Below are 26,086 nucleotides of genomic sequence, written 5' to 3'. Positions count from 1 at the left end.
AAGCACCCATGAACGTTCTGAAAAATTCCATCTCTACGCGGGCTGTGGGCCGAGATGTCAACATCGACTTTTTGCGCGGCGCATTTATTTTGATGATTGCGTTGGATCATCTGGGCTGGATGGTCAAGCGTGCAATGGCGCCAACGCCGGCACATTTTCCGTTCGTCACTTGGACGCACCTCGGCTGGTCGAGTGCTGCCGAGTTCTTTGTTTTTTTCTCGGGGTATGTAATCGGCTTGGTCTATATCAGGACCTTGAATCAGAAGGGATTGCTACTTCTGGGCGCCCGCGCATTCCACCGAGCATGGCAACTGTACTGCTTCAATATCATCACGTGGGTGATTTCCGCGCTTGCCGTCGGCGTTCTTTTCGATGCCGACCTGCAGATCTTGAGCGCAACACAATTTGACCGCGCCCAACAAACCAATGGCTTCGACGCGCTGGCTAACTTTGCGTTATTGCAGGACGGCCCCGCGTTTTTTGACATCTTGCAACTGTACATGGTGCTGCTGCTTGCCACACCGTTGTTGCTTTATATCTGTCGATGGAATGTTGTCGCTTTGCTCGGAGTGTCGTTAGCGCTCTGGGGCTTGTCGCAGATTAAACCCGATTGGACCATCTATCGCTCTGGCAACTACTGGGGTTTCAACCCTCTGTCGTGGCAGCTCATTTTCTGCTTCGGACTTGTCGCAGCACGTATCAAGCTGTTTGATTGGCTCAAGTCCAAAGCGAAATGGGCGCTTATCATCGGCACAGGAATTCCTCTTGGCATCATTTTTGTTTTGAAGGCGCTAGCCATTCTTGGCTGGAGCGGCTTTCATGAAGAGGCTTTTTTCGGAATTTTGGGCAAACAGCATCTCGGCATTTTGCGCATTGTTCATTTTTTACTGTCGCTAGTTTTCCTGTTTTCCATTTTGCCGCGGGATGGTGCGATTGAAAGCTGGTGGCTCGGGCGGGAGACGGCCCGGGTCGGGCGGTTTTCTTTGGAGACGTTTTGCTTCAGCACAGTAATTTGCTACATCACGGCAGCAACGGTCCTCACGAAGCTCGGCATTCATGTGGCAGTATTGGCATTCACCGGAGTTTTCGTAGTGGCGTCTATTTACTGTTTCGCCCGATTTATGGAATTTATCAGAAGCGAACCATGGCGATGACCATCATCGCACACGGCGCGCTGCGATAAGGAGGCGGCCCTACACAACCGTCAAATCTTTGATCTGTTTCGCAGTTCCTCTAAGGAAGCTCTGCGCAATGCGCTTTGAGATGTGCTGATGCTGAGCAGTCGATCCAATGCACGACGTCAAGCCGTTCAGTGTTCGGTACGGGGCCGTCGTCGGCCTGTTTTCCAGCCCCTTTGCCATTTGCAGGCGCACTCATGCCTGCGCTCCCATCAAAGTTCTCCGCGCCATCCACAGGTTGGACAGCGCAAACAGCGTGTGCAGCTGCGCGGTGTTCTTCACCAGCCCGCGATAGCGCACCTTGACGTGGCCAAACTGGCGCTTGATCACCCGGAACGGATGCTCAACTTTGGCCCGGATGCTGGCCTTGATGCTTTCGATCTGATCGGTCAGGTCGTCGATCAGCTTGGTTTTGTCCAGCAGTTTGCGCTTGCCCGGGCGCATGGCGAGGTTCCAGCGCACGCCGTCCTTGGCGTCGGGGCGCTTGCCGGCGCCTTGGTAGCCTGCGTCGCCCCATGCTTCGATTTCTTCGCCGTGCAGCAAGGTGTTGGCCTCGACCACATCATTGACGTTGCCAGCGGTACCGCGCACGGTGTGCACCAGGCCCGAGTCCGCATCCACGCCGATGTGGGCCTTCATGCCAAAGTACCACTGGTTGCCCTTCTTGCTCTGCTTCATCTGCGGGTCGCGCTCGCCCGAAGCATTCTTGGTCGAACTGGGTGCAGAGATCAGCGTGGCGTCCACCACCGTGCCGGCACGCAGCATCAAGCCCTTGGCACCCAGTAATTCGTTGACCAATGCCAGGATCTGCGGAGTCAGCTTGTGTTCTTCCAGCAATCGGCGGAACCGCAGGATCGTGGTCTCGTCGGGCAGCGGCGTGTCCCAATTCAAGCCTGCGAATTCGCGGAACAGCGGCACGTCGTGCAGCGACTCTTCCATCGCCGGATCGCTGAGCGTGAACCACTGTTGCATGAAGTGGATGCGCAGCATGGTCTCCACGGCAAACGGCGGGCGACCGCGCTTGCCTTCGGGCGCGTACGGCGTGATCAGGCTGATCAGCGCTGCCCACGGCACCACGCGCTCCTTCTCTGCCAGGAACTCGCGCTTTCGTGTGCGCTTGGTCGTCAGGTTCAGGCCCAGGTCGGCATGCTTCATGGCTCAGATTTTGTCAGCGCGTCAGTTCGCCGAGCACATCGCGAGCGGATTTGTGCAGACCGTTCCTAATTGATGGGCGCAGGATTTGCAAAGTATGGATTTGCCGGTACTTGTTTTCTTGCAAGTTGCTCCGAGGGAGTCCGATGGGTCCAAAGCCTTCGCTGCCGCAGACGGCCGAGCTGCTCTGTCTACGGCTGGACGTGCAGATCAACATGAAGCATTCGCTGGTTCGACTTGCCGCGCTGATCGACTGGGCCGAGATCGAGCGCACGTTCGCGGTGTCGTTATCTTCGGGCCGCGGCCGGCTAGCCCTGCCGGCACGTATGGTGGCCGGACTTCTGTACCTGCAGCACACCTTCGATGCCTCCGACGAGGTGATGGTCAACACCCGAGTGGATAACCCGTGCTGGCAGTTCTTCTGTGGCCAGACCTACCTGCGGACCGCACTGCCCATCGATCCGTCCAGCCTGACGCGCTGGAGAAAGCGTGTCGGAGAAGAAGGCGTGGAGACGCTGCTGGCCTGCTGGCGGCCAGCATTGACGCATGAACGTGGCGGGATGCTGGCCTGGAAGATGCGCTAGGAGAACCTTGCGAGGCAACCGCGCGCGTTGGAGCAAAGGCACCGGCCGCGGAGCCAGGACTTAGAACCTGGTCGTCAGCACCGCCAACACACCGGTCAGAACGAACAACGCAACGCCCGGTCCGAACCACAGCCAGGTCGCACACGCAAGGCCGCCTGCCCATGCCAGGAACAGGCAGGCCGCCATGGCCCAGCGGCGCTGGAATGCAGCCGCACTCCAGGGCAGGAAGAACAAGATCCACGGCGCAAGCAGTTGGATCGGCCAGGCCTTCATGCGCGCTTCCAAGTTGTTTGCAGGTGGTCGGCCAGTCGCAACGCAAACGCCACGATCATCATGGTCGGGCCGGAATAGCCGGCCGTGGTGAAGATGCTGCTGCCGCCGACATACAGGTTGCCGACGCCATGCACGCGGCAGTTCTGATCGACGACACCGTCCTGCGGCCGCGCGCTCATGCGGGTGGTGCCAATGTGGTGGTAGTGGCCTTTCACGTTGTCGCGGATCACCTGTGGGGTGAGTGCGGGCGCATCGACGCGGCCAAGGCCCAGGCGTTCGACCGATTCCTTGATGAGCGCCTGGCCGCGCGTGAAGGTGTGGAAATCCAGGTCGTTGAGCGCCCAGTGCAGAACGACCTCGCGCACGCCCAGCGCGTCCCTCGCCGGGCCGAGCGTGACGCGCGAATCGGGGTTGGGGGCCTGCTCGATCCGGTGGTCCAGCTCATACGCCACGGGCGGCGCGGCACCGTGGCGCACGCGCGCGGCGGCCATCCGCGCGGCGCCTGGCATGTCGCCAGCGATGGTCTTCAGTGCTTCGATGGCTTCCATGCTGCCGCGTGACCAGAAGTCATTGGACAGGCGACCGAATGCCGCCAACATGGGCCGATCGCGGTAGATGGGTACGAAGCGGCAGTAATACTGCAGGATCTTCTCGCGCCGCATCGCCTTGGCCGAGAATCCGAGGTTACTGTTCATGCCCCGGTTGGTGGACCACTGGGCGTTGTACAGCAGTGGAAATTTGGCACTGGGGAACAGCACACCCGAGTACAGGTAGGCGTGCTCCATGAAGTAGCGGCCCACATGGTCGAACCGGTTGCCGATGCCCATCGGCTGCACGTCGTCAGACGCGAGCAGCAGCCGCGCGTTCTCAACGGCATGCGCGCACAACACGAAGACCTTGGCCGTAACGATCGCCGACTGGCCCAACAGCGTCTTGATCGTGGCGCTCGTGACCTGGTTCCCGGCCGGGTTCAACTGCAGGTGCGTGACGTTGGCGTTGAGGTAGACGTCCAACCCGCTCTGCGCCTGCAGGGCACCGCCATGGAGGTCATGAATACGCCGCTTCTCAACGATCTGGAAGACCTTGGTTTCGAAGTCGTCGGAAACGCGGTCGATGAGATGTTCGCGTCGAACACCGTAGCGGGCCGCCTTGACCACGGGATCGAACTCGGCGACCGGGAGCCGCATCAGGGCGATCGCCTTCTTGACATACGGCGCGACGTCGTCGTACCCGATCGGCCATGCAGGCACGCCCAGGTCAGGTCGCCCCTCGTAGTCGATGGGGTCGTTTTCACGGCAGTAGCCGCTCCAGTGGTTGGTGGTGCCGCCGAAGTAACGCAGCCGACAGGCCGCCATGTTGTAGTAACGCAGCCCAGTCTGGCGCGCGTTGTAGAGCTGCTGGGTCGCGCCTTCGATCTGGCGCGATCCTGACTCGACCAGCACCACCTTCAGGTTCGCCTGTGCCAGCGTCACCGCCAGGGTGACGCCAGCCGCCCCGGCCCCGACGATGCAGATGTCGGCCTGGATTTGCGGAGCGAGCGATGCACGCGCATCGATGTAATTTGCCATCGTGCGCGCCTATGCGTGGGCCACCAGTGCGAACAGCGCGATCTCGGTGTCGGCAAAGCGCAGGCCTCCCACGGTCGTCGTACGGTCCTGTGCGAAGTCCTCCCGGCCCCACATGCGCAACATGTCGACCAGCTCGGCCGTGGCGTAGTGGCAAGCGTCCATGCGGTGCAGCAGTGCCAGGCGCTGCTGCGCCATGCGTTGCGGGCCGACCGCGTCGCCCACCTGGCGGATGAGCTCGCGAGCGCCCATGCCCGTCAGGCCGAGTTCGCGGGCCAACACCAGCGCGCGCGGTTCTTGCACGCCATGCCCCGCCGAAGACAGGCCTGGCGCAATGCCTGCGCTGCCTGCGGCCCGCAACACCTGCCTGCGGCTCCACGCGCTCTTGTCGGCGCAGTGCTCAGCTGTCGCTGTCATTTGTCCTCCAGAAAATCGATGATCGCCTGCACGTCCTCTGGCGCCACGCCGCTGATGGCCATCGCGGTTCCCGGCACGGTGCCGCGCGGGTCCTGCAGGAACCTGCGCAGGGTGTCGCGATCCCAGACCAGGCCGCTGGACCGCATGGCATCCGAATAGGCGTAGCCGGGCTCGGTGCCGGCGCGCCTGCCGATCACGTCGACCAATGGCGGGCCGATGCGGTTCTCGCGGAATGTCAGTGTGTGGCAGGCCGCGCACATCTCGACGGCAGCCTGCCCCCGCAGCCGGCTTGCCACATGGGCCTGCGCAACGGCTTGCGCGTCTTCCTGCGGGCCGAGATGCCGCAGCGACTGCCAGGCCAGGATGGCGACGAACCACAGCAGCGCACCGCGCCAGATGCCAACCCGCCTTTTCACCGGAACGTCAGGGCGCATTCGAATGCCTTGGATGAGCAACCATCGGAACGGCTCACGAGCGTGCGCTTGGCATGTTCAGCGTGCGCTGAAGCCCCCCGACCAGGGTGCGCACGGGCACTTTCCACTCGCGCAACCGCATCGCCATCGGTACCTTGCCGGGCCAGCCGTATTGCCGGCGCATGCGCGTGATCGTGCCCCAGTCACCCTTGCGGGCAAACTTTTCCGTCTCCAGCAGGCGGTAGTACGCGAACAGGGTTGCCAGCTGCGCCCGCCGCTCTGGTGGGCAGTGCGCGACCAGCGGCTCCGGCTCGAGCAGGTGCGGACGGATCGGCCGCTCCCCCACGCGCTTGACGCCGAGTTCGGAGTCCTCCACGTGGAAGTGCACGAGCGGCTCCAGTTCGAACCAGATATCGGAGCCGAAGACCACTTGGATCACCAGGTAGATGTCCTCGCCGAAGGTGCTTCGGTTTTTCTCGTAGAAGCCGCCGTAGTGCCAGAAAAGTGCGGTCTCCATGACAAGGCAGCTGACCTGGCAGGCGTCGACGACGCGCTTGACACCCACCGGGCCGAGGCCCGGCTCCAGCGACCAGCGCCCTGACTGCGCTATGCATTTCTGCAGCAGGTTCACCTGGAGCGATTGGTATTGACCCGTGTCATAGGCCGACACGTAGACACGGCATCCTGGCGAGCTCTGCAGGCATGCCGTTGCGCGCTGCAAGTGCCCTGGCTCCCACTCGTCGTCTGCGTCCAGGAATGCAAGATAGCGACCCCTGGCCAGTTTGGCGCCGGCATTGCGGGCCGCGCCCGGCCCCGCGTTCTGTTGGCGGACACAGCGGAATCGCCCATCGGCGGCAGCGCCGGAGGACAGCAGCAGATCCCAGCTCGCATCGGTGCTGCCGTCGTCCACCACGATGGCCTCGAAGTCGGTCCATGTCTGGGACTGGATGGAGCGCACCGTCCGCGCGATAGTGCCTTGCTTGTTGTAGAGCGGGATGACGACGGAGACGGCGGGAGGGCTTGCTTGCGGCGAAAGGGGGTCTGTTGGCGTGTTCATGGATTCGTGGAGCTTGTGCTGGCGACCGGATCAGTGTGTCGTCACGACGTTCTGCAGTTCACGGCGCGGGGATCGCGGCACCAGTGCCCCATCCGCCGCATGCCCGACCGCCATGTACATGATGATGCGTTGGTTCTCGGGGATGCCGCCTTCCCGATGCGCGCGCACGTCATGGGCGGGTATGACACTCCAGTTTAAGCAGCAGCTGGCCAGGCCCAACGACTGCAGCGACAGGATCAACGACATGGAGAACAGACCCGCGTCGATGAACTGCTGGTTGCGCTCGGTGGCGTCGAAGAACGCGGTGCTGTCCATAGCGATAACCAGCAGCGTGGACAGCTGATGCCCGAAGCCACCATTGCCGTTCTGAAGATGCAGCAGCCGGGCGATCTGGTCCCGGTCGCGGTAGATGTGGACGCGCCAGGCCTGGCGGTTGCAGACGCTCGGGCTCCATTGCGCTATGCCGATGGCCCTTTCGAGAAGGCCCTGGTCGACCGGGGTTGGGCTGTAGGCGCGCACGCTGCGGCGCTCCTGGCACAGCCGCTCGAACGCGTCGCTCGTGTCGGCTGACGGCCTGAACGGTACCGGCGTCGCGAGTTCGGGCCGGAGTGGCTCATCCACGAGGATCACGTCGATGTCGAGCAGCACGGAGTCGCCATCGGCATCGGGCAGATGCAATGGCCGGAGCTTGCCTCGGTACGAGCGCAGGGATTCGATCGCCCCGACATAGACGCGGTCCGTGCGCGGATGCCCCGCCTGGCGCCAGCGCGTGACCACATGCATCACGGCCCGTGCGGCGTCCTTGCCGAAGAACCGGGTCGAATCGGTCAGGCACAGGCCTTTCTCGAGCTTGTGGTACTGGTACAGCAGTTCGGCGCTGAGCTTGACGTAGCTGTCGTCGGTGGCACGCCAGACCATGTGGCGCCTGGACTTGCCCAGATCCCAACGAAAGTATTCCAGCTTGCGGTAATGCTTTAGCTTGCGCTTGAAGCCGTCCCAACGCTCGCGTGCGGCCGGAAAGCGCCGTACGGCAGTGTCAATGGGATGGACGAGGACCTTTCGGAGAAATGCTCCTGCAAACATGGTGTTCCGCCTGACAAACGCTACCGCTGAAAATCTGCTCTAGCGGCCCATCTCGCTAGCAGCAGGCGTGCCATCGACTGTCCAAGCGCGGCTGTGTTCACGTGAATAGGGCCCGCAAAGCGTCGAAGTTGCTTCTGGCACGTTTCGCGATCACTGGAATCCGCTGCGCCAGGATCAGCCGCAGGGCGTCGCGCCGCTCCCATGCGGTGGACAGCAATGTGCCACGGTCGGGGTGGCTGACGAAGTCGGCCACGGACAGCACGACACCGTCGTGTGCATGGTCTTCCAGGATGTCATTCACGATGCCCCTGGCCTTGACCGAATAGCTGATCACCAGGCACGGCACGATCGACGACAACGCGGCAATACACGCGTGCATGCGTTCGCCGGCAAAGAAGTCGGCGCCGGCGACCAAGCTCTTGTAGTCACGCGCAGAAAGAGGCCCTGCTGCAATGTGCAAGCGCTCCGGGAAGTTCAGGCGTTCCGCCAAACGGAAGGCGATCTGAGCGTCGTCATTGAAGAGATTGGCATCCTGGACGTGCGGGATCAGAACGACATGACGATCGGTTGTCTCAAGGAAATGCTGCACCGTTTCAATCCAGGCAGTGTCATGCCTCGCACGGTCGCGCGCATCGGAAAACAAGGTGATGCCCTCGCTCGGACCTAGCGCCACATAGGGAACACCGGCAGGCAGGCCAATCAGCGCGGCGATGCGTCGTGCCCGCTCCGCCTCGTTCGGCGGCAAAAGAAAAGCAACGTCACTGGTCAACAGCACCTGTTCGGCAGAAATGCCGATCTTGTCGACCACATAACTGCGCGTGAAAGATTCGCGGACGGTGATCAGGGAGCTGGCCTGCAGCACGGGCTTGATGAGCGCGATCTCAGCGTCGGTCTTGAATGGCCCGATGGAGTGTGCGAGGAACGCAGTCTTGCGGCCAGCACTCTGCGCCGCATCCAGCAAGCCCAGCTGGCGCCGAAGCAAGCCGGTTCCGTATTCGGAACTGAAGACATCCCCTCCGGAAGCGACGACGAGATCAGCCTCTCGGATGGCCGCCAACACCGCGTGCGCATGCGAAAGCCTCTTGCGAGGTGCGAGCGCCTCTAGAACGTTGCGCCGCATGCGGCTCTGCCGGAAGAAGCCAGGCGAGTCGCGCAGGACTCGGACGTCCTTGGAATTGCGACTGGCGTCGTACACGGGGTCAGTCGTCACGACGGTGAAGGCGGCGTTCGGCCAGAGCGCACGCATCTCGGTGATCGCCGTCTCACCGAGCGCTTCGACCCCTCGGTTGCGATATCCACTGATACCGGTGATCACAATCTTCATTTGTCTCTCCATTGTTTAGGCCGGTACCCAATCCATCTCCACGCCGGCATGCGTCCAGCAGCGGTGCCGCGGGCGCGGAAGCGCAACAGTCCACGAGGGCAGTCGCGATGCAGACCTCACTTTGCTGCGACCGTCATGGCATGCGACCACACGTCCAGATAGGCATGGATCAGGCGCTCGACCCGGAACTCGCGGCTCTTGGCCAGGCAAGCCGCGCGAAACGCATCCCTATCCCAGCCTTGGGCAAGCCGATTGACCAGCGCGGCGAGCGCCGCCGAATCGCCGGGCTCCACGACGTAGCCGGTCCTGCCCTCTTCCACGATCTCTGGCATGCCCCCGCCGCGCGATACGATGGATGCGATGCCGTACGTGTAGGCCTCGTAAATCACGCGGCCCAGCGGTTCTTCCCACATCGAGGGCACCAGCAGCAGGTCGATGCGCGCAAACAGGTCCTGCGGCTTGATGAAGCCCAGAAACTCGATGTGGCGGGCTTCCTGGTAACGCTGCTTGAGGCCTTGCACATAGTCTTCGTCGCCCTTGCCGGCCAGCAGCACGCGCACCTCGGGCACCTGCGCGAGTCCGTCGAGCATGAACTCCAGGCCCTTGGTCGATTCCAGACGGCCCAGATAGCCCACGGTCAGGCCCGGGCCCGTGGGGCGCGGTGCATCAGGCTGGAGCTGCAGGTCGCTGGCACCATGGATCACGACCTTCTTGCCCACATGGGGAAACATGCCCGTCGCTTCCACCCGCTGGAGCAGACGCGCGCTCAGCGAGATCACGGCACTCGGCGTATCCGAGGTGACACGGCGTGGCCAGGTGAAGATGCGGCAGCTGGTGCATTGGCGCTGGCAATTCGTGCCGCGCTTGAACATCGACGAGTTGGCACACCCCATGTAGTAGTCGTGCAGCATCTGCACGACGGGAATGCCCCGCCTGCGGGCTGCTTGCCAGACGGATGCAGAGAAGCCCAGCAGATTTCCAGTTTGCACCACATCGGGCTGTTCTTGGTCCAGCAGGCGGCCCACGCGCCGACCCATCACGGGGTTGTAGGCATCGATGACGTGCCACAGGGCGCGGCGCGCGGCGCTGCGGTACGGCCCGACCGGAAAGTGGATGTTGGCCACTGGCACGTAATGTGTGCGCACGCCGTTGAACTCGCCACTGCGCGCCACCCCGTCCGGGGCCAGGCTGATGACGGCCACCTCGTGGCCCAGGCGAACCGCCATTTCGGCAATCGTCTGCACAGTGCGCTCGGCGCCACCGACGCCGTTGGGCGCGTAGAGCGTGCCGACGAAAACGATCTTCACGCGGCCGCACCTACAGGTGCGTTGCCAGGCCGCACGCGCTGGGCCCAGCTGTCGTAGTCAGACTCCAGCAGGGCCGTGCAGCGCTGCAAGTCGAAGCGCGCGCGCGCGAAGGGCACGGCGGCTTCGGCCATGCGGGCTGCCAGGCCGGGCTCGCCGAGGACGCGCAAAAGCGCCTGTGTCAGGCCCTCGACATCGCCCTCGGCGAAGGCCAGGCCCGTTTCGCCATGCACGATGCCTTCGGTCGCCCCGCCACGGGCCGAAGTGACCACAGGAACGCCGCAGGCCTGCGCCTCCATGATCACGATCGGCAGGCCCTCCGCATCGCCGTTCTCGGCGGTCACGCTGGGCAGGCAGAACACACTGGCTTGCTCGAACTCGCGACGCACCACGTCGCTGGGCTGTCGACCCATCCATTGCACAGGCACGCCGAGACTGTTCGCCTGGGCCTGGAACTGCGCCAGCAACGGCCCGTCGCCGATCATGATCAGCTCGGCGTCGGGCATGCGCGCGCGCACGGCCGCAAAGGCCGCGATCAGGTGCTGGCCGCCCTTCTTCTCGACCATCCGGCCGACATAGAGGATGCGCTTTGCGCGTTCGCCGACAGGCGCACCGCCGGGACGAAACTGCTGCAGATCGATGCCGATGTAGCGCACGTGCACCCGATCGTGCGCAATGCCGTAGGCGATGGCCGTTTTTCGCACGGCCTCACTCACAGCGATGAAATGCACCTTCTCGTCACGCGCCAGGGCCACGAGCCGACTCGGGTAGTTTCGCGATGCCGGGCCACGCCCAGGCGCCTCCCACCAGCTGCGGTGCATGCTGATGTCTGAACCATGGAGGGTGACCAGCACCGGGAGCCCGAGGCGTTGCAAGGTTGGCCACATGGCGACGACCTCGGTACCGAAATGCACGTGAACCAGTGCGGCTTGTTCATGGCGCAATTTGCGCACGACTCCAGGCGGCGGCACATCGAGCTCGCGCAGCACCTTCCACGCGGCCTCTTCGAATCTGCCGCTGCCGCGTCGGCGCAGGTAACGCACGTCGAGGTCGTCTAGCGGCAGGCCGTTCACGGCACGCGTGCCAACGAGGACGGGGTGCCAGGTCCTGCAGGCACGCACTTGCTCACGGATAAATGTCTCCGAATACGGCAACAGATCCGACTTGTAGACCAACACCTTCTGCTTCAAGCCGTGCTCCCGCTGCGTCGCTCACCTGTGATGCAGGCCCTGATCCGGTCTGCAGTCGCGGCGACTGCGATGCTGTCGCCGAGCGGCATGGTTTTACTTTCGAGATCGCCGCGTTCGATGCAGGCGCGCACCTCGTCCATCTGGTAGTGGTATCCGTTGCCAGCGTAATGGTGGGGTTGCCGACGCCCAGTGCCACGACCCGATCGATCCAGCTGCTGGGCTAATCGATGCACGAAGGCGTTTTGCCGCATTCGATCACGCCATCCGAATTTCGCCTCGTCGTAGCCACGCGGCTGTTCGCTGGAGATCTGCAGGCCGTGCGGGCGCACAATCGTGCCTCTGAATGCCAGCACGCCATGCGTACCCATGACATGGAATCCGTCTGTACCCCACGCCCGCAGGCTGACCTGGAATGAGCCGATCACGTCCTTCGGGTAGCGCAGCTGGAACGACACGACCTCGTCGACGCCTGTCGCGCCAATCGTGCCCATAGCCTGCACGTCGATAGGCTCACCAAAGAGCCACTGGCCCAGAGAGATCGGATATGCACCGAGGTGAGCAAGCGCCCCTCCGCCCAGCTGTGGATTGAACATGCCATTGCTCAATTCCGGCCGCTGCGAAGTACCAAAGTCGCCGCTGACCATCCGCACATCGCCAATGGCCCGCGCAGCAATCTGCTCACGTGCAGCGGTGGAAGCCGGCAAAAAGCGCGTCCACATGGCTTCCATGGCGAAGACAGAGCGTGCACGCGCGGCCTCCGCGATGCAGCGCGCATCAGCCGCCGACATGGCCATGGGCTTTTCGATGAGCACCGGGATGCCGGCCTCGATGCAAGCGAGGGCGTGCGCCAGGTGTTCGGACGGCGGGGTCGCAATGTAGATCGCATCCACGCCGCCCAGCCGTGCCGATTCCAGGTAACCCTCGACCGGACGACCGCAGCCGACGCCGGCAACGAACTGCTGTGCTCGCGCCAGTGTGCGCGATGCAACGAAGACGACTTCCGCGTCCCGGGCTGTTTCGAGCCCAGCAATGAACTTGGTGGAGATCGCACCAGTGCCGAAGATGCCCCATCGAAACTTTCTGGACGTCATCGCAGCACCTGTACGGTTTTGTTGTCTGGAAGCAGTTGCTCGTACAGCCCGCGGGTCTGCGTGCCGATGCTTTCCCAGGAGTCCTTGCTGTCCATCGGACGGGCTTGCGGCCTGTTCACGGCGGCATGGTGCAATGCCTCTGCCAGCGCCACGACATCGCCACTCGGCACGAGCTGGCCGTCGTCCGTGCCATCCATCTGCTCAGCGAAGACGCCCACTTTGCTGGCAATCAACCATCGGCCAAGTGACTTGACAAGGAAGTACACGCCACTGGCATCGATCTGGCGGTAAGGGAACAGGAAGCAGTCAGCTTGAGAGAATAGATCGGCCATGTCTTGTTCGCTTAAACGCCGCAGATCGAAGCGAAAGCAGTCGTCGATGCCCAGCTCGGCAATGCGCTTATGGATCCCGGTCAGATCCATGCGCGGCCGCCCCGCCACGGTGATGCGGACGCGGCTCTGAACATCGGGCGCCAGCAAGCCCACGGCCTCGACCAGCAGGTCCAGGCCCTTGTACGGCTTCACTTCGCCGAACAGCACCATGTTGTATGGTCTGCCGTCGGGCACGGCGACGTCCCCACCGTGGTCCGCTGCCAGAGGCGCAACCGGGTGGTGCAGCTTCAAGGGCCCGTGGGCAATGACGCTGATCTTTTCCGCCGGGATGCCGGCCGAGATCAGGTGTTGCCGCCCTGTCACGGTGTGCGAGATCAAATGATTGGCCAGGCGCAGCGGGAGATGAAAGCCCATGCGCTTCAAATGCGACATCCGCTCGCCATTGAAAGGGATGGTGTCATGGACCGTTAGAACGACGGGCCGGAACAAGCGGATCACGCCGATGGCCAATGCATCGAAAAGCGGCAGGACGACCCACTGGATGTGCACGACCTTGGCCTTGTGCTGGAACACCTTAGAAACCAGCGAAACCAAGCCTTGGAAGTGCTCCAAGCCCTTGCGCACGTTGCGCCAGCGGGACTCGCCGCCGTCGTCACTGCGCTTGTAGAAGAAATCGTCAACGTATTCGGCAGGGATTTCCTGCCGGTCACCAGCCCGTATCGGCCGCGTGGCCCAAGTCGGCGTGACACCCGCGCTGACCAGGCCCTCTGTCAACGCCGCGTCGTAAGGGGCGGTGTAGAGCGATGGATCGACCAGCAATACGCACAGCGGCTTCGCTGCGACCGACGGCGTGAGACGGCGAATTTCGCCGTTGTCATAAGGTAAGTTCTGCATGCAAGAACGCTGCTCGAGTCAGTGGGAGCTGATTTATTTTTTTAGCGCCAATGCACCCGGGACCTGAAAAGACGACGCCAACCACCGGCGAAACCCAACTTCTAGGAGCCGCCAGGTCCAATACGAAACGACGCAGGAAAGTGCGAAGGATGCAACGACAAAGAAGCCGATACCGACCCATTGATCAAAGCGAAGGAAGGGGAGTGCAATTCTCTTGACTGCCCCCATGACGATGGGATGCACGAGATAGAAACTGAAGCTGATGGTGCCCAACCACTGCATGGATTTCGACGACAGCAGAGAGTTTTTCGTATTGGCCCGGAACAACACGAGCCAGACAAAGAAGCAGAGCGCGCCGAGAAATGCGACACCCATCAGCCCCAGCATGCCCGCCGCGGCGAAGTCGACCAAGGTCCGGCTCAAAGCGGCATTTTCGATGTCTGTCATGAGCCATGTGACCCAGGCAATCGGCAAACCCAGCCAGCCCCAGCGAAATACCGGGGCAAGCGTTCTGAGCCGATATTCAAAGAGTGCAACCAATACGCCAGGAATGAAAAACAGGGCGCGTGGAAAAAGAATGACGAAGATGCACGCTGGAATGAACGACAACAGGACGCACCAGAACATGCGCGTGCGGTTCGCCCAAGCCACGGCAGCGAAGCCGTAGAAAAACAGCTCGTAGCACAAGGACCACTGTGCAGGGTGGATGGAAGGCACATGCAACACTGGCGCCAGGATCAGCAAGCTGGGAACTAACAGCAATGGATCGGGAAACCGACGCACCGTCGTGCCGGTCACCTGCCCCATGAACCAGGCACCAGCGATCAACAGGATAGCCAGTGGAATCCACAGCGGAAAAATACGCAGCACACGATCCCGCAGGAAAAGTGTCACGTTCTGATGGCGACGCATGCTGTGCACGATCACATAGCCACTGATCATGAAGAAAACTTCAACGCCGTATCGCCATCCGTCGCATAGCCAGCGGATGAACACAAGCGCCTCCGTCGATGGAACCGGGACAAGCCCTGAGTTCACAACGTGGTAGCAAAAGATGGCCAGCACACACGCACCACGCAGGCCATGGATACCCGCATGGTGATCTCTCACGACCTGGGCTTGTGTCATAAATACGAAGGCGGTTGGACAGCCTGCTCAAGCAAGCGCATGGCGCGTGAAGCCACATTAGGTAGGTCCAGATGACCATGCCTGTGGCCACCAAGCAGCGAGCAGATGCCTGCGACAACGCTGCAGCACTGCGCTTCGGCAGGTGCTAGGTAGCAGCTCCGGGCGCTTACTTTGACGACGATCACGAAGTGCCTTCGGGCTGTCGCGGATCGGACACGAGAGGCAGTGCGGACGTCGGTGACCACGGTGATTCGCGCAGCGCCACCCAACTCCACAGGAAGCCGGCCGCCCAAGAAGCGTGCATGGTTGCTGCGCCTACACCGGCAAGCAACCCACATACTGAGCGCTTGCGAATGGCGATGTGCATAGAGATTGCCAGGAGCGCCGTGGCATAGACCAACGGCAACAATAACAGCGCTGGCAGCCACAGGCTTGCGATGATGGACACGATATTGGCGCACCAGAATGCTGGAACCGCAAATTGGCGCAGCCTAATGGAGCCCGGGTGTTTGCGGACTGTACGCGCACGGCCTTTGCCGTAGTTGAAGTATTGGCGCCAAAGGCCTGCGATCGTGGCGCGAGGGTGGTAGCCGAGCCGCAAGTCACTGTCCAGATAGATGCGGCTGCCGAGGGCTCGCTGCCGACAATCGAGTTCTGCATCCTCGTTGTGGGCGAAGCTTTCGTCGTAGCCACCGGCACGGCGGAAGCTGCTCATGCGAAACGCTGCGTGGTGTCCATGGTCGACATCACCGCTGGTGCGCCCACCGCGATGCGCTGACCCACCTGAACCCAGAAAGGTGTCCGACACCCAGGCAACGGCCCGCTGCAAACAGTTGATGCCAACGGAGTCCATCGGCACAACGACGGCATCGGCGCCGGTCCTCTCAAGGGCTTCCACAAGCCGGCGCACGTAGCCATCCGGATAGTTCGCGTGGGCATCACAGCGCACGAGGATGTCGGCCTCAGCGCCGGAGACGCGGACCGCCAGATTGACAGCTGCACTTTGGATACGCTTCGGATTGTGCAGCAGCGACAGCCACGGTTTGCTTGCAGCCAGGCGCTCGACGCGTTGCACCGTGCCGTCGGTGCTGCCGCCATCAGCAACGACAAACGTTACACGGCCATGCGCTGGCCAGTCTCGTGCCAGGTTGTCAATGACGCCCTCGATGGTCGAGTCTTCGTTCAGCGTCGGGATCACCACGAGAATGGACGGCGTGCGATCAGTGCTCATTCAGCATCACCCCGGCAATCTTGGCGTGCGAGCGACCGATCTGGCTGACAAGATTCTGCAGCGCGTCCATGCGTGTGCGGCCACGACGGCCGATCACCAATGCCGCGCCACAGCGGGCCGCGAGAACGCGGCCGTCGGCGCCATGGACGGCGGCGGGCGTATCGACTAGCACATGGTCGAACCGCGTTAACAGCTCCTGCATCACGAAACTGAAGTTTGCTCGCTGCATCAACTCCAATGGATTTGGCGGCAGTGTTCCAACTGTGAGCAGATGCATGCCAGGCAGTGCAGGTACCGGCGTGATCACGTCAGTGGTGGCCCGGCCGGCGAGGATGTTGCTTAGACCAGAGCCCGGCTGCAGACCGAACAGCAGATGCTGGCGAGGCGTGCGCATGTCCGCATCGATGAGCAAAGTGCTCTCGCCGAGCTGGCTGAACGTGACGGCGAGGTTGGCTGCAAAAAACGTCTTGCCGTCACCGACGTCAGGACTCAGCACGGCAAGTGCCCGACGCGGCTGGTCAGGCGCCATGACCCCCATCAGCAGTTGGCTGCGCACATCGCGAAAAACCTCCGCCTCTTTGCTGAAGGGGTCCGTCGCCGCGACGAGTTCCTCGCTCAATCCAGAAAGCCCGCCCTCTACAGCGTAGGGATAGTGGAACTGCTGAGACAAGGCCCATAGCACGTCGTCGCGAGACGCCAGCTTGAGCGCGATGGCAGCCTCGCCGAACCGCACGCCATGTTGGCGCTGATGTTGCAGAACCAGTTCCACTTGACGGGCGTCCAGCTGGCGCAACTCCTTGATCAGGTCCCCGATAGAGCGGTCTACGAGTTGACCGCTGGAGTTCGAAACATCTTCTGGGTTCGTCATGGATTCGGCATGTGTTTGGTCCACTCCTTCGAGCTGAAACAGAAATTGCGACAGCCGCGCTCCCTAGGGCGTGTACGGGCCGCTGCGTCGGCACTCATCCGACCTTGCCGCCAGGTGAGTTGGCGATCTGGGCAGCCCACCGCCCGCGCAGACCGGCGCTGCGATTCGGGCGGACAGCTTGCTTTGGCAATACACCCAGCAAAGGCAGGTGCAAACCGCGCACAACGTCATGCTCGGTACGCAACCTACGATCGCGCATTTCCGCTGCAATTGCCCCACCCAAGGCGAGCAATGTGGCTGCCAGGACCGCAATGGCCATGTTCAGCACGACGCGAGGCTCCGACTGGGTCAGCGGCGCAGATGCCTCCTTGAGGACGCTGACATTCGTCAACGTAGCATGGCTCTCAACACTGGTCTGGCTTGCGCGAGTCAAGACTGTGTCGTAAGCGCGCTTGGCATTGTCAACATCCCGCAGTAACACGCCGGCCTCGTCACGCTGAGCTTTCAGGCTCAGGAGCTTGGCGCGCTGCTCCTCGACGGCTGCACGGGCCTGTGCTAGTCGAGCTTGGTTGACACTATTGTTCACAACGATGCCACCTGTGACGCGTCGAGTTTCGACGGCGATCCCAGAGCGCAATTCCGCGATTTTAGCGTTCAACTCGATCATTTCCGGGTGGCGGTCACCCAGCCGTGCGCCGAGCTCTTTCTGCCTCGCTTCCTGGCGTGCGAGTTCGGAGGTCAGACCGACAATCACCGGATTGGTCAGCACTTCCGGCATGCTGCTGGCGTTGCCAGACGCCTGGCTTTGACGACCACCCGTTTCGTTGGCCAGTCCTTGCAATGTGACAACTTGCGACGACAGCTCTTGCAGACGCGTGCTCTCGACATCGACTCGTTCATCGGTCGCGACGATGTCGTGTTTGCGCTGGTAGTCCGACAGGCGCACCTGGGCGCGCTCTAATTCCTCGCGCAATTGCTTGCCATGGGTGTCGAAAAAGCCGGCGTACTGGCGCGCAGGCTCGACACGCAATTCCAGCGTGGTGTCGATGTAGGCCTGGACCCAGGCATTGGCGATTACTGCTGCAAGCGCTGGGTCGGCATCCGTGTAGGAGATCGTAATCACATTGGATTCACGGGTTGGCACAGCGTCCATCCTGCGCAACAGCCCGCCTGCGAGCGACGATTCGAAATCACCCACACCGCCAGTGGCTGCCAGCCAAGCGCGGCGCCGCTCCTCGTCCCTGTCCCAGCCTAAGGCCCGTGCCACCCGCAGGGCCACCCGTTCACTGCGAAGAACGCCCAGCTGGGTCCCCATATAGCTGTTGTTGGTCATGCCTGGCAGGACCATGCCGGCGATGGGATCGGGGGATTTCACATCCAGCACAACTGAGGCCGACGCTGTGTACAGAGGGTCTTTCATCATCGTCACGGCACCTGCAGCTGCCACAACCGCCATCCACACCAATGCCGCCAGCTTCCAGCGCGCGCGCAACAAAACAAATATTTCGGCGAGTCTCATAGTTCTCCAGTGGAGCTCGAATTTTCGGGCCATTGAACAGCCATGGCGTTTGATTCGTGCGTAGGACAGTTAGTCCAATCGGACTATTGTTGCACTGCACAATAGACTAGATACTAACCCTAGTCCCGATGTCTAGACAACCAAGCCAAGAAAGGATGCCATTCATGCGGAAATCTCTCTGCGTTGCAATTTGTGCAGTCATGCTGGCCTGCGCTGGCTTATCACATGCGTCGCAAGACTCGACCCCGCTGGCTTCCATTTCCAACTCGGTGGCGGCCCGCTTTCAGCAGGTCGGCCAGTTGATGGAAGGCGGCGCTTCGCAAGGTCGCAAGGCCGAGGTTGCCTACAAGCCAAGTGGCGATCGCACCGCCTCCAAGGCGCAGCTCGCTTCGGACAAAGACAGCAACAACGCCATGCTGGTCGCCGGCCTGCTGATCATGGGCGTCATCATCAAGCGCCGTTACGGCAAGGGCGACTGACCGTCGCCTCCACGGGCCCGTTCGTCTGAGGCGGGCCGCAACACGCCACTCCGCACGGAGATCGCGTCCCACACCACGCTTTCAGGAACTCAGGCGCCGATGGGTGTCAAGCGCTGGTTTGCGACCGCGTGCAGCTCCTGCGCCTGGACAAGCCATGGGGCAATGTCCGCGAGCGGCACGAGTACGAAGGCACGCTCTCGCATGCGCGGATGCGGAACGGTCAACGTGGGCGTAGAGATGGCCTGGTCGCCGAATAGCAGCAGATCCAGGTCCAGCGTGCGCGGGGCATTTACGTACGGGCGCTCTCGCCCCGCACCCTGCTCAATCCGCTGCAGTTGCGCCAGCAATTCCGAAGCAGACAAGATCGTGCGCACCCCCATCACGGCATTGACGTAATCCGGCCCGCCTGCATCGACCGGCGCGCTGCGGTACAGCGGCGATTTGGATTGAGCCAGCGTGCCAGGCAGGTTGGCGATCGACTCCACGGCGGCACGCACCGCCGCAGCAGCGTCGCCCAGATTGGCTCCAAGCCCGATGTAGGCCTGGACCCACTGCGTCTCAGCCAGCGGCATCGCCCCGTGGCGCGCGACCATCGCCGTCGACGGGTGCCAGCGCACCACTGCCCTCCTCGGCCGCACGCGCGCCCGGGCTCTTGCGGCGGCGACGGCGTTTCTTCGGGGCGGCAGCCGCTTCTTCGCCAGCCTCTGCCGGCGCAGGCAGGGAGGCATCCGGCGGCGCAGCCGTTTCACGCCGCGGGGCCTTGACCACGCGGACGCGTGGCGTGCGGTGCTCCTCGCGCGCCTGCTCCAGCAGGTCCTGCCGGCGCTCGTCGCTGGCCAGGCTGAATTCCTGCCACCACTCGGCCAGGGCCTCGTCGACCTCGCCGATGTCGGCGCGCAGGCGCATGAAATCGAATGCGGCGCGAAAGCGCGGCTGGTCGATGAGGCCATAGGGCGTGCTGCCGGTGCGCTTTTCGAAGCGCGGCTGCATCATCCACGTCTCGCGCATGTCCCCGGCCAGCTTGCCGCGGCCGGACACATCGCCGATGCGTGCGCTGAAGACGTCCTCGATGGCGTCCTGTAGCGCGGGGAAAGACGGCTGGCGCTTCTCGATGCGCGCGGCCCAGCCGTCGCGCACGTCGGCCCACAGCACGCAGGCCAGCAGGAAGCTGGGCGCCACGGGCTTGCCTTCGCCCACACGGCGGTCGGTGTCCTGCAGCGCAGCGCGCACGAAGGGCTGCTCGGCACGCTGCACCACCACGTCGAGCAGCGGGTAGATGCCGGTGGCCATGTTCAGCACCTTGAGCTGCTCGATGGTCGCCATCGAATGGCCGGTCTGCAACAGCTTGAGCATTTCGTCGAACAATCGGCTCTGCGGCACGTCGGCCAGCAGTTCCTGCGACTTGATGAGCGGCGCCGAGGTCTTGGGGTCGAGCGTGAAACCCAGCGCGGCCAGCTTGGCCGAGAAGCGCACGGCGCGGATGATGCGTACCGGGTCTTCGCGGTAGCGCGTGGCGGCATCGCCGATCATGCGGATGGTGCGCTTCTTCACGTCCTTGAAGCCGCCGTGGTAGTCCACCACGATCTGCCGCCTGGGGTCGTAGTACATCGCGTTGATGCTGAAGTCGCGGCGCGCCGCGTCTTCCTCCTGCGGCCCCCAGACGTTGTCGCGCAGCACGCGGCCCGTGGAGTCGACGGCATGCTGCATGCCGGCCAGTTCGCTCTTGCTCGTGCGCTCGTTGCCAGCCACCTGCTCAGCCGCCGCATTGTCCAGATAGGCCCGGAAGGTGGAGACCTCGATGACCTCGTGCTCGCGCCCGCGGCCATACACCACGTGCACGATGCGAAAGCGCCTGCCGATGATGAACGCACGCCGGAACAGACCCTTGACCTGCTCGGGCGTGGCATTGGTGGCCACGTCGAAGTCCTTGGGACGCAGGCCGACCAGCAAGTCGCGCACGGCGCCCCCCACGATGTAGGTCTCGAAGCCGGCCTGCTGCAAGGTGTTGACGACGTTCAGCGCGCGCTCGTCGACGAGAGCAGGGTCGATGCCATGGACCTCGGCGGGGATCTCCTCGCGCTTGCCGAACTTGGGCGGGGCCTTGCTGGCGGGTGTGCTCTTGCCGAGCAGCCTGTCGATGAATTTTTTGATCATGTGATTTTTGTGAACAGGTCCAGTATGCGCCAGCCGCGCTCGGCAGCGATGGCACGCAGGCGGTCGTCCGGATTGGTGGCGACGGGCACATCGACCTTTTCCAGCAAGGGCAGGTCGTTGAAGGAGTCCGAATAGAAGGTGCAGTGGACCTGGCCCCAGCCCAGCCCGCGCTCGGCCAGCCAGGCCTGGACGCGTGTGACCTTGCCTTCACGCGCGGACGGCACGCCGCGGATGGCGCCGGTGATCCACTCGCCGCTGCCATCGGGCAACGGCGCGCGTTCCAGGTCCACGGCGATCAGCGTGTCGATGCCAAAGGCCTCGGCGATCGGCCGCGTCACGAACTCGTTGGTAGCCGTGACCATCAGTAGCGTGTCGCCCCGGGCGCGGTGCTGCTCCACCAGTGCGCGCGCGGCCGGCACGATGGCCGGCAGGACCATGTCGCGCATGAAATCAGCATGCGCCAGGGCCGCGGCCCGCGGGCCGCGTTCGCGCACGGCGTCGGTCGCGAAGCGTACATAGTCGTGGATGTCGAGCGTACCGGCCTTGTAGTGGGCGTAGAACTCGTCGTTGCGCCGGGCAAAGGCCTCGGGGTCGGTCCAGCCGATGCGGGTGGTGTGCACGCCCCAGGCGTAGTCGGAATCGATCTGCAGCAGGGTGTGGTCCAGATCGAAAAGGGCCAGGTTCAAATGTGCTCCAGCATGGACTTGATCAAGGGAATGGTGATGGCGCGCTGAGTCTGCAGCGCGTAGCCGTCCAGCTTGTCCAGCAGCTGGACGAGGCTGGCGAGGTCGCGGCTGAACCGCCGCAGCATGAAGTCCATCACCTCGTCGGAAAGGAACACACCGCGCGCGTCGGCCTGCTGGCGCAGCACGGCGCGGCGTTCGGGCTCCGACAGCAGGTGCAGTTGGTACACGTGACCCCAGCCCAGGCGCGAGCGCAGATCGTCGCGCAGTGCCAGATCGGCCGGCGGCAGCGTGCCGGCAGCCAGCACCCAGCGTTGCGAGCCCTGGGCATTCACGAACCAGTTGAAGGCGGCATGCTGCTGCACGGCCGAGTAGCGCTGGACGTCGTCCATCAACACCGCAGCCCAGGACTCGTCGAACTCCGGCGGCTCGTGCACGTCAGGTGCCAGCCAGCCCACCTGGGCGCCCTGGGCGCGCAGTGCAGCGCGCACCGCCTCGAGCAGGTGCGTCTTGCCGCTGGCCTCGGGGCCCCACAGATAGGTCGGAACCGGCGAGCGCGTAGGGCTGCCGGCCCACAACTGCAGGTGCTGGAGCGCGGCGTCATTCGGCCCGGCGAAGAAGTTCGCCAGCGTGGGGCCTGAAGCCAGACCGATGTCGAGGGCCAACTGTTGCATGGGGAAGCGGGTGCGTGGGGGAGCCCCACGTAAAATTCGCGCGGATTTTAGTCTCCCAGGCGTACCCCCTGTGCCGTCGCTGGCACCACCTCCCCCATGAGCAACACCCAGAACTCCCCCGCCCCGCTGTCGTACAAGGACGCTGGCGTCGACATCGATGCGGGCGATGCCCTGGTCGAACGCATCAAGCCGTTGGCGAAAAAGACGATGCGCGAAGGCGTGCTGGCCGGCATCGGCGGCTTTGGCGCGTTGTTCGAAGTACCCAAGCGCTACAAGGAACCGGTGTTGGTCAGCGGCACCGACGGCGTGGGCACCAAGCTCAAGCTGGCCTTCGAATGGGCCATGCACGACACCGTGGGCATCGACCTTGTGGCCATGAGCGTTAACGACGTGCTGGTGCAAGGCGCCGAGCCGTTGTTCTTCCTGGACTACTTCGCCTGCGGCAAGCTGGACGTGGACACGGCAGCGGCCGTGGTCGGCGGCATCGCACGCGGGTGCGAGCTGTCGGGCTGCGCCCTGATCGGCGGCGAGACCGCCGAGATGCCCGGCATGTACCCGGCCGGCGAATACGACCTGGCCGGTTTCGCGGTCGGCGTGGTCGAAAAGTCCAAGATCCTGACTGGCCAGGACGTGGCACCGGGTGACGTGGTGCTGGGCCTGGCCTCCAGCGGCGTGCATTCCAACGGCTTCAGCCTGGTGCGCAAGTGCATCGAGCGCGCCAGCCTTGACTTGCCCGGCACCCTGGACGGCAAGCCGTTCCGCGCCGCGGTCATGGAGCCGACGCGGCTGTACGTCAAGCCCGTACTGGCTGCGCTGGCTGCCCATCCGATCAAGGCGCTGGCCCACATCACGGGCGGCGGCCTGCTGGAGAACATCCCGCGCGTGCTGCCCGACGGCCTGGCCGCCGAGCTGGTCCAGGGCAGCTGGCCGCGCAGCGAGCTGTTCGCCTGGCTGCAGAAGACGGCTGGCATCGACGACATCGAGATGAACCGCACCTTCAACAACGGCATCGGCATGGTGATCGTGGTGGCCGCCGACCAGGCCGAGGCCACGGCTGCCACGCTGCGCGCCGCGGGCGAGACGGTCTATGACATCGGCCGCATCGCGCCCCAGGGCGATGGCGCCCAGGTGCGCGTCGGCTGACGGCCCGCATGGCAGACCACACCACCACACCCGGGCCGCGCCTGCTTGCCGGCCACAGCGTGCACCCGCTGGGCCTGGGCTGCATGGGCATGAGCGAGTTCTACGGGCCCTCGGACGATGCCGAGTCGCTGACCACGCTGAACGCCGCATGCGACCTGGGCGTGCAGCACTTCGACAGCGCCGACACCTATGGCTTCGGCCACAACGAGGAGCTGCTGGGCCGCTTCCTGCGCAGCCTGGCGCCGTCGCAGCGCGACACGCTGGTGGTGGCGACCAAGTTCGGCATCGTGCGCCAGCGCGGCCAGTATCAGCGCCGCATCGACAACTCACCGGCCTACATCCGCCAGGCCTGCGAGGCCTCGCTGCGACGCCTGGGCGTGGAGCGCATCGGGCTGTACTACTGCCACCGGCGCGACGCGCAGGTGCCGCTGGCGGAGATGGTGGGTGCGCTGGCCGATCTGGTGCGCGAAGGGAAGATCGCCGCCATCGGTTTGTCCGAGGTCAGCGCCGACAGCCTGCGCGCGGCCCATGCCGTGCACCCGATTGCCGCCGTGCAAAGCGAATACTCGCTGTGGGAACGCGGCGCGGAAGCCGAGGTGCTGCCGGCGGCGCTGTCGCTGGGCGTCGCCTTCGTCGCCTACAGCCCGCTGGGGCGCTCGTTCCTGACCGACCAGCCGCCGGCCGCGCAGGACCTGGCGGCCGACGATTTCCGCCGCGCGCTGCCACGCCTGCAGGGCGACGCCGGCGCCGCCAACCAGCGGCTGCAGCAGAGCGTGGCGGCCATTGCCGGCCGGCTCGACCAGCCCACGGCAGCCGTGGCACTGGCCTGGCTGCTGCAGCGCCAACCCCACGTGCTGCCCATCCCGGGCACGCGCCGCGCGGGCCATCTGCGGCAAAACCTCGCAGCCTGCCATCTGGTGCTACCCGACGCCGTGTTGGCCGAGCTGGACCATGTGTTCCGCGCCGGCCAGGTGGCGGGGGCGCGCTACCCGGACGCCGGCTGGGCGGGTGTGGAGACGCGCTAAGTCAACGTGTCGTCGAGCACAGGCACGGCCAGCACCTTGTCGATGCGCTTGCCGTCCAGGTCGACCACCTCGAAGACCCAGCCCGCGCATTCGATGCGCTCACCGATGGCAGGCAGCCGGCCGGAGACCGACATCAGCAGCCCGGCCACGGTGTTGTAGCGGCCGCGTTCTTCCTCCGGGAGCTCGTCGATGTCGAGCCGGTTCTTGAGCTCGTTCACCGGCATCAGCCCGTCGAGCAGCCAGGAGCCGTCGCCGCGCGGCGTGGCCCAGGCATCGGCGGACACGCCGGGCTGCAGTTCACCCGTGATGGCCTCCAGCAGGTCGCGCGGCGTCATAAGGCCCTGCACCACGCCGTACTCGTCGACAACGAACACCAGGCGGCCCGAACGCGCGCGGAACTGCTCCAGCAGCTCCATGCCCGACAAGGTCTCGGGCACGAAGGTGGCCGGCAGCGCATAGGTGTCGATGCGCTCGGTGGCGCTGGCCGACGAACTCAGCAGCCGCGCCACGCTGACCACGCCGGTCACGTCGTCGAGCGAGCCGCGGCACACGGGGTACCAGGAATGGGCGCCGGTGTCCTCGTTGCCGGCTGCTTCGCGCAGCGCCTGCTCGACCGTGAAACTCGCGTCGAGCCAGTGCACGTCGGCGCGCGGCACCATGAGCGAGGTCAACGGCCGCTCGTCCAGGCGGAACACGTTCTGCACCATCTGGTGCTCGTGCTCTTCGATCACACCTGCGTCCACGCCCTCCTCCAGGCTGGCCGTGATCTCCTCTTCGGTCACGGCGCGCGCATTGTTGGTGTTCACGCGCAGCAGCATCAGCACGCCCTGGGTACTCAGCGACAACAGCCGCACGAAGGGCTTGGCGATCTTGGCCACCCACGTCATGGGCCGTGAGATGAGGTTGGCGACCTTCTCGGGGTAGAGCTGCGCGATGCGCTTGGGCACCAGTTCGCCGAACACGATGGTGACGAAGGTGATCACGGCCACGACCACGGCCGTGGCCGAGACCTCGGCCACCCGCTCGCCCAGACCCAGGCCGCCCAGCCAATGGGCCAGGCCATCGCTGAACGCGGCCTCGCCGATGATGCCGTTCAGCATGCCGATGGAGGTGATGCCCACCTGCACCGAGGAAAGGAACTGCGTGGGTTGCTCCAGTAGCGCCAGCGCGGCGATCGCGCCCTTGTCGCCGGTCTCGGCCATGGCCGTCAGCCGGGCCTTGCGGCTGGAGGCGAGTGCCATTTCGGACATCGCGAACACGCCGTTGAGCACGGTCAACAGCGCGATCAGGAAAAAATCCATGGGATCAGGTCAGCACGAAGGGCC

General features: G+C 63.9%; 25 protein-coding genes and 1 pseudogene. 5 read left to right on the top strand and 21 right to left on the bottom strand.

Going from position 1 to position 26,086, the window contains the following annotated elements; translation table 11 throughout:
- Nucleotides 1–8: 8 nt before the first annotated feature.
- Entirely contained in the window at nucleotides 9–1,154 is a 1,146-nt protein-coding gene (gene opgC / locus ASF43_RS13850) for an OpgC domain-containing protein (RefSeq protein WP_082497846.1), read from the top strand.
- A 219-nt stretch (nucleotides 1,155–1,373) separates the two neighbouring features.
- On the opposite strand, the gene ASF43_RS13845 is transcribed toward opgC, so the two are convergent.
- On the bottom strand, nucleotides 1,374–2,333 hold the full coding sequence (locus ASF43_RS13845) for an IS5 family transposase (protein WP_056181911.1): 960 nt from the start codon (nucleotides 2,331–2,333) through the stop codon (nucleotides 1,374–1,376).
- A gap of 143 nt (nucleotides 2,334–2,476) precedes the next feature.
- On the opposite strand from ASF43_RS13845, the pseudogene ASF43_RS29850 reads away from it, so the two are divergent.
- Nucleotides 2,477–2,854: pseudogene (locus ASF43_RS29850) on the top strand (transposase); the annotation flags it as partial.
- Nucleotides 2,855–2,974: 120 nt separating this feature from the next.
- Here ASF43_RS29850 and ASF43_RS13835 read toward each other — a convergent pair.
- The 15 genes from ASF43_RS13835 to epsF all read right to left on the bottom strand — a co-directional run bounded on the left by ASF43_RS13835 (nucleotide 2,975) and on the right by epsF (nucleotide 18,603).
- On the bottom strand, nucleotides 2,975–3,187 hold the full coding sequence (locus tag ASF43_RS13835; protein WP_056181906.1) for a hypothetical protein: 213 nt from the start codon (nucleotides 3,185–3,187) through the stop codon (nucleotides 2,975–2,977).
- A complete protein-coding gene (locus tag ASF43_RS13830) occupies nucleotides 3,184–4,755 on the bottom strand; it encodes an FAD-dependent oxidoreductase (protein ID WP_056181903.1) in 1,572 nt (523 codons plus the stop codon). The genes ASF43_RS13835 and ASF43_RS13830 overlap by 4 nt, the downstream gene beginning before the upstream one ends.
- Before the next feature lie 9 nt (nucleotides 4,756–4,764).
- Nucleotides 4,765–5,169: a hypothetical protein gene (locus tag ASF43_RS13825; protein WP_156373308.1), complete on the bottom strand. Its 405-nt coding sequence runs from the start codon at nucleotides 5,167–5,169 to the stop codon at nucleotides 4,765–4,767.
- Nucleotides 5,166–5,624 (bottom strand): cytochrome c family protein, encoded by a 459-nt coding sequence (locus ASF43_RS13820; RefSeq protein WP_156373307.1) that lies wholly within the window; start codon nucleotides 5,622–5,624, stop codon nucleotides 5,166–5,168. Before ASF43_RS13820 ends, ASF43_RS13825 begins: the two co-directional genes overlap by 4 nt.
- 13 nt (nucleotides 5,625–5,637) lie before the next feature.
- Nucleotides 5,638–6,639 carry a glycosyltransferase family 2 protein gene (locus ASF43_RS13815; protein ID WP_082497843.1) on the bottom strand — a complete coding sequence of 334 codons (1,002 nt, stop codon included), beginning with the start codon at nucleotides 6,637–6,639 and terminating at the stop codon, nucleotides 5,638–5,640.
- 30 nt (nucleotides 6,640–6,669) lie between these two features.
- Nucleotides 6,670–7,722, bottom strand: coding sequence for a nitroreductase family protein (locus ASF43_RS13810; protein ID WP_082497842.1), 1,053 nt, complete (start codon nucleotides 7,720–7,722; stop codon nucleotides 6,670–6,672).
- Nucleotides 7,723–7,819: 97 nt separating this feature from the next.
- Nucleotides 7,820–9,046 carry a polysaccharide pyruvyl transferase family protein gene (locus ASF43_RS13805; protein ID WP_056181888.1) on the bottom strand — a complete coding sequence of 409 codons (1,227 nt, stop codon included), beginning with the start codon at nucleotides 9,044–9,046 and terminating at the stop codon, nucleotides 7,820–7,822.
- Nucleotides 9,047–9,162: 116 nt separating this feature from the next.
- On the bottom strand, nucleotides 9,163–10,353 hold the full coding sequence (locus ASF43_RS13800) for a glycosyltransferase family 4 protein (RefSeq protein WP_056181886.1): 1,191 nt from the start codon (nucleotides 10,351–10,353) through the stop codon (nucleotides 9,163–9,165).
- Complete coding sequence (locus tag ASF43_RS29845; protein ID WP_082497840.1) at nucleotides 10,350–11,540, bottom strand: glycosyltransferase; 1,191 nt, start codon at nucleotides 11,538–11,540, stop codon at nucleotides 10,350–10,352. The genes ASF43_RS13800 and ASF43_RS29845 overlap by 4 nt, the downstream gene beginning before the upstream one ends.
- A complete protein-coding gene (locus ASF43_RS13785) occupies nucleotides 11,537–12,631 on the bottom strand; it encodes a Gfo/Idh/MocA family protein (protein ID WP_056181878.1) in 1,095 nt (364 codons plus the stop codon). The genes ASF43_RS29845 and ASF43_RS13785 overlap by 4 nt, the downstream gene beginning before the upstream one ends.
- Entirely contained in the window at nucleotides 12,628–13,857 is a 1,230-nt protein-coding gene (locus tag ASF43_RS13780; protein ID WP_082497839.1) for a glycosyltransferase, read from the bottom strand. The genes ASF43_RS13785 and ASF43_RS13780 overlap by 4 nt, the downstream gene beginning before the upstream one ends.
- A gap of 33 nt (nucleotides 13,858–13,890) precedes the next feature.
- A complete protein-coding gene (locus tag ASF43_RS13775; protein WP_082497838.1) occupies nucleotides 13,891–14,985 on the bottom strand; it encodes an acyltransferase in 1,095 nt (364 codons plus the stop codon).
- A 181-nt stretch (nucleotides 14,986–15,166) separates the two neighbouring features.
- On the bottom strand, nucleotides 15,167–16,216 hold the full coding sequence (locus ASF43_RS29840) for a glycosyltransferase family 2 protein (protein ID WP_082497837.1): 1,050 nt from the start codon (nucleotides 16,214–16,216) through the stop codon (nucleotides 15,167–15,169).
- Entirely contained in the window at nucleotides 16,206–17,084 is an 879-nt protein-coding gene (locus ASF43_RS13765; protein ID WP_082497836.1) for a polysaccharide biosynthesis tyrosine autokinase, read from the bottom strand. Before ASF43_RS13765 ends, ASF43_RS29840 begins: the two co-directional genes overlap by 11 nt.
- 94 nt (nucleotides 17,085–17,178) lie before the next feature.
- Nucleotides 17,179–18,603 (bottom strand): chain length determinant protein EpsF, encoded by a 1,425-nt coding sequence (epsF, locus tag ASF43_RS13760; RefSeq protein ID WP_056183397.1) that lies wholly within the window; start codon nucleotides 18,601–18,603, stop codon nucleotides 17,179–17,181.
- Nucleotides 18,604–18,767: 164 nt separating this feature from the next.
- Here epsF and ASF43_RS13755 point away from each other — a divergent pair, with 164 nt between their 5' ends.
- A complete protein-coding gene (locus tag ASF43_RS13755; protein WP_156373305.1) occupies nucleotides 18,768–19,082 on the top strand; it encodes a hypothetical protein in 315 nt (104 codons plus the stop codon).
- An 89-nt stretch (nucleotides 19,083–19,171) separates the two neighbouring features.
- On the opposite strand, the gene folK is transcribed toward ASF43_RS13755, so the two are convergent.
- Genes folK through hda form a run of 4 tightly spaced genes read right to left on the bottom strand, consistent with a single transcriptional unit; the run spans nucleotide 19,172 to nucleotide 22,593 of the window.
- On the bottom strand, nucleotides 19,172–19,654 hold the full coding sequence (gene folK / locus ASF43_RS13750; RefSeq protein WP_056183395.1) for a 2-amino-4-hydroxy-6-hydroxymethyldihydropteridine diphosphokinase: 483 nt from the start codon (nucleotides 19,652–19,654) through the stop codon (nucleotides 19,172–19,174).
- On the bottom strand, nucleotides 19,641–21,236 hold the full coding sequence (gene pcnB / locus ASF43_RS13745) for a polynucleotide adenylyltransferase PcnB (protein WP_056181862.1): 1,596 nt from the start codon (nucleotides 21,234–21,236) through the stop codon (nucleotides 19,641–19,643). The genes folK and pcnB overlap by 14 nt, the downstream gene beginning before the upstream one ends.
- The gene (locus ASF43_RS13740) at nucleotides 21,233–21,922 is read right to left on the bottom strand and encodes an HAD family phosphatase (protein WP_056181861.1); all 690 of its coding nucleotides are present in this window, start codon (nucleotides 21,920–21,922) and stop codon (nucleotides 21,233–21,235) included. The genes pcnB and ASF43_RS13740 overlap by 4 nt, the downstream gene beginning before the upstream one ends.
- Nucleotides 21,919–22,593 (bottom strand): DnaA regulatory inactivator Hda, encoded by a 675-nt coding sequence (gene hda, locus ASF43_RS13735; RefSeq protein WP_056181858.1) that lies wholly within the window; start codon nucleotides 22,591–22,593, stop codon nucleotides 21,919–21,921. The genes ASF43_RS13740 and hda overlap by 4 nt, the downstream gene beginning before the upstream one ends.
- A 96-nt stretch (nucleotides 22,594–22,689) precedes the next feature.
- Here hda and purM point away from each other — a divergent pair, with 96 nt between their 5' ends.
- Nucleotides 22,690–23,736 (top strand): phosphoribosylformylglycinamidine cyclo-ligase, encoded by a 1,047-nt coding sequence (gene purM / locus ASF43_RS13730; protein ID WP_056181856.1) that lies wholly within the window; start codon nucleotides 22,690–22,692, stop codon nucleotides 23,734–23,736.
- Nucleotides 23,737–23,744: 8 nt separating this feature from the next.
- Complete coding sequence (locus ASF43_RS13725; protein ID WP_056181853.1) at nucleotides 23,745–24,761, top strand: aldo/keto reductase; 1,017 nt, start codon at nucleotides 23,745–23,747, stop codon at nucleotides 24,759–24,761.
- On the opposite strand, the gene ASF43_RS13720 is transcribed toward ASF43_RS13725, so the two are convergent.
- Nucleotides 24,758–26,062, bottom strand: coding sequence for a hemolysin family protein (locus ASF43_RS13720; RefSeq protein WP_056181849.1), 1,305 nt, complete (start codon nucleotides 26,060–26,062; stop codon nucleotides 24,758–24,760). The genes ASF43_RS13725 and ASF43_RS13720 overlap by 4 nt on opposite strands.
- Nucleotides 26,063–26,086 lie beyond the last annotated feature (24 nt).

Source organism: Pseudorhodoferax sp. Leaf267 (assembly GCF_001422405.1).
Taxonomy (GTDB): Bacteria; Pseudomonadota; Gammaproteobacteria; order Burkholderiales; family Burkholderiaceae_C; genus Pseudorhodoferax.
Note: the sequence above shows the minus strand (reverse complement) of the source record. Positions and strands in the feature narration are given on the sequence as shown.

What these genes read in the sequence shown, in the direction of transcription:
- ASF43_RS13785 (WP_056181878.1), bottom strand. Translation starts at nt 12,631, where the DNA reads ATGACGTCCAGAAAGTTTCGATGGGGCATCTTCGGCACTGGTGCGATC.
- ASF43_RS13830 (WP_056181903.1), bottom strand. Translation starts at nt 4,755, where the DNA reads ATGGCAAATTACATCGATGCGCGTGCATCGCTCGCTCCGCAAATCCAG.
- opgC (WP_082497846.1), top strand. Translation starts at nt 9, where the DNA reads ATGAACGTTCTGAAAAATTCCATCTCTACGCGGGCTGTGGGCCGAGAT.
- ASF43_RS13780 (WP_082497839.1), bottom strand. Translation starts at nt 13,857, where the DNA reads ATGCAGAACTTACCTTATGACAACGGCGAAATTCGCCGTCTCACGCCG.
- folK (WP_056183395.1), bottom strand. Translation starts at nt 19,654, where the DNA reads ATGCCGCTGGCTGAGACGCAGTGGGTCCAGGCCTACATCGGGCTTGGA.
- ASF43_RS13775 (WP_082497838.1), bottom strand. Translation starts at nt 14,985, where the DNA reads ATGACACAAGCCCAGGTCGTGAGAGATCACCATGCGGGTATCCATGGC.
- ASF43_RS13725 (WP_056181853.1), top strand. Translation starts at nt 23,745, where the DNA reads ATGGCAGACCACACCACCACACCCGGGCCGCGCCTGCTTGCCGGCCAC.
- purM (WP_056181856.1), top strand. Translation starts at nt 22,690, where the DNA reads ATGAGCAACACCCAGAACTCCCCCGCCCCGCTGTCGTACAAGGACGCT.
- ASF43_RS13755 (WP_156373305.1), top strand. Translation starts at nt 18,768, where the DNA reads ATGCGGAAATCTCTCTGCGTTGCAATTTGTGCAGTCATGCTGGCCTGC.
- ASF43_RS13805 (WP_056181888.1), bottom strand. Translation starts at nt 9,046, where the DNA reads ATGAAGATTGTGATCACCGGTATCAGTGGATATCGCAACCGAGGGGTC.
- hda (WP_056181858.1), bottom strand. Translation starts at nt 22,593, where the DNA reads ATGCAACAGTTGGCCCTCGACATCGGTCTGGCTTCAGGCCCCACGCTG.
- pcnB (WP_056181862.1), bottom strand. Translation starts at nt 21,236, where the DNA reads ATGATCAAAAAATTCATCGACAGGCTGCTCGGCAAGAGCACACCCGCC.
- epsF (WP_056183397.1), bottom strand. Translation starts at nt 18,603, where the DNA reads ATGAGACTCGCCGAAATATTTGTTTTGTTGCGCGCGCGCTGGAAGCTG.
- ASF43_RS29840 (WP_082497837.1), bottom strand. Translation starts at nt 16,216, where the DNA reads ATGAGCACTGATCGCACGCCGTCCATTCTCGTGGTGATCCCGACGCTG.
- ASF43_RS13835 (WP_056181906.1), bottom strand. Translation starts at nt 3,187, where the DNA reads ATGAAGGCCTGGCCGATCCAACTGCTTGCGCCGTGGATCTTGTTCTTC.
- ASF43_RS13810 (WP_082497842.1), bottom strand. Translation starts at nt 7,722, where the DNA reads ATGTTTGCAGGAGCATTTCTCCGAAAGGTCCTCGTCCATCCCATTGAC.
- ASF43_RS13825 (WP_156373308.1), bottom strand. Translation starts at nt 5,169, where the DNA reads ATGACAGCGACAGCTGAGCACTGCGCCGACAAGAGCGCGTGGAGCCGC.
- ASF43_RS13815 (WP_082497843.1), bottom strand. Translation starts at nt 6,639, where the DNA reads ATGAACACGCCAACAGACCCCCTTTCGCCGCAAGCAAGCCCTCCCGCC.
- ASF43_RS13765 (WP_082497836.1), bottom strand. Translation starts at nt 17,084, where the DNA reads ATGACGAACCCAGAAGATGTTTCGAACTCCAGCGGTCAACTCGTAGAC.
- ASF43_RS13845 (WP_056181911.1), bottom strand. Translation starts at nt 2,333, where the DNA reads ATGAAGCATGCCGACCTGGGCCTGAACCTGACGACCAAGCGCACACGA.
- ASF43_RS13720 (WP_056181849.1), bottom strand. Translation starts at nt 26,062, where the DNA reads ATGGATTTTTTCCTGATCGCGCTGTTGACCGTGCTCAACGGCGTGTTC.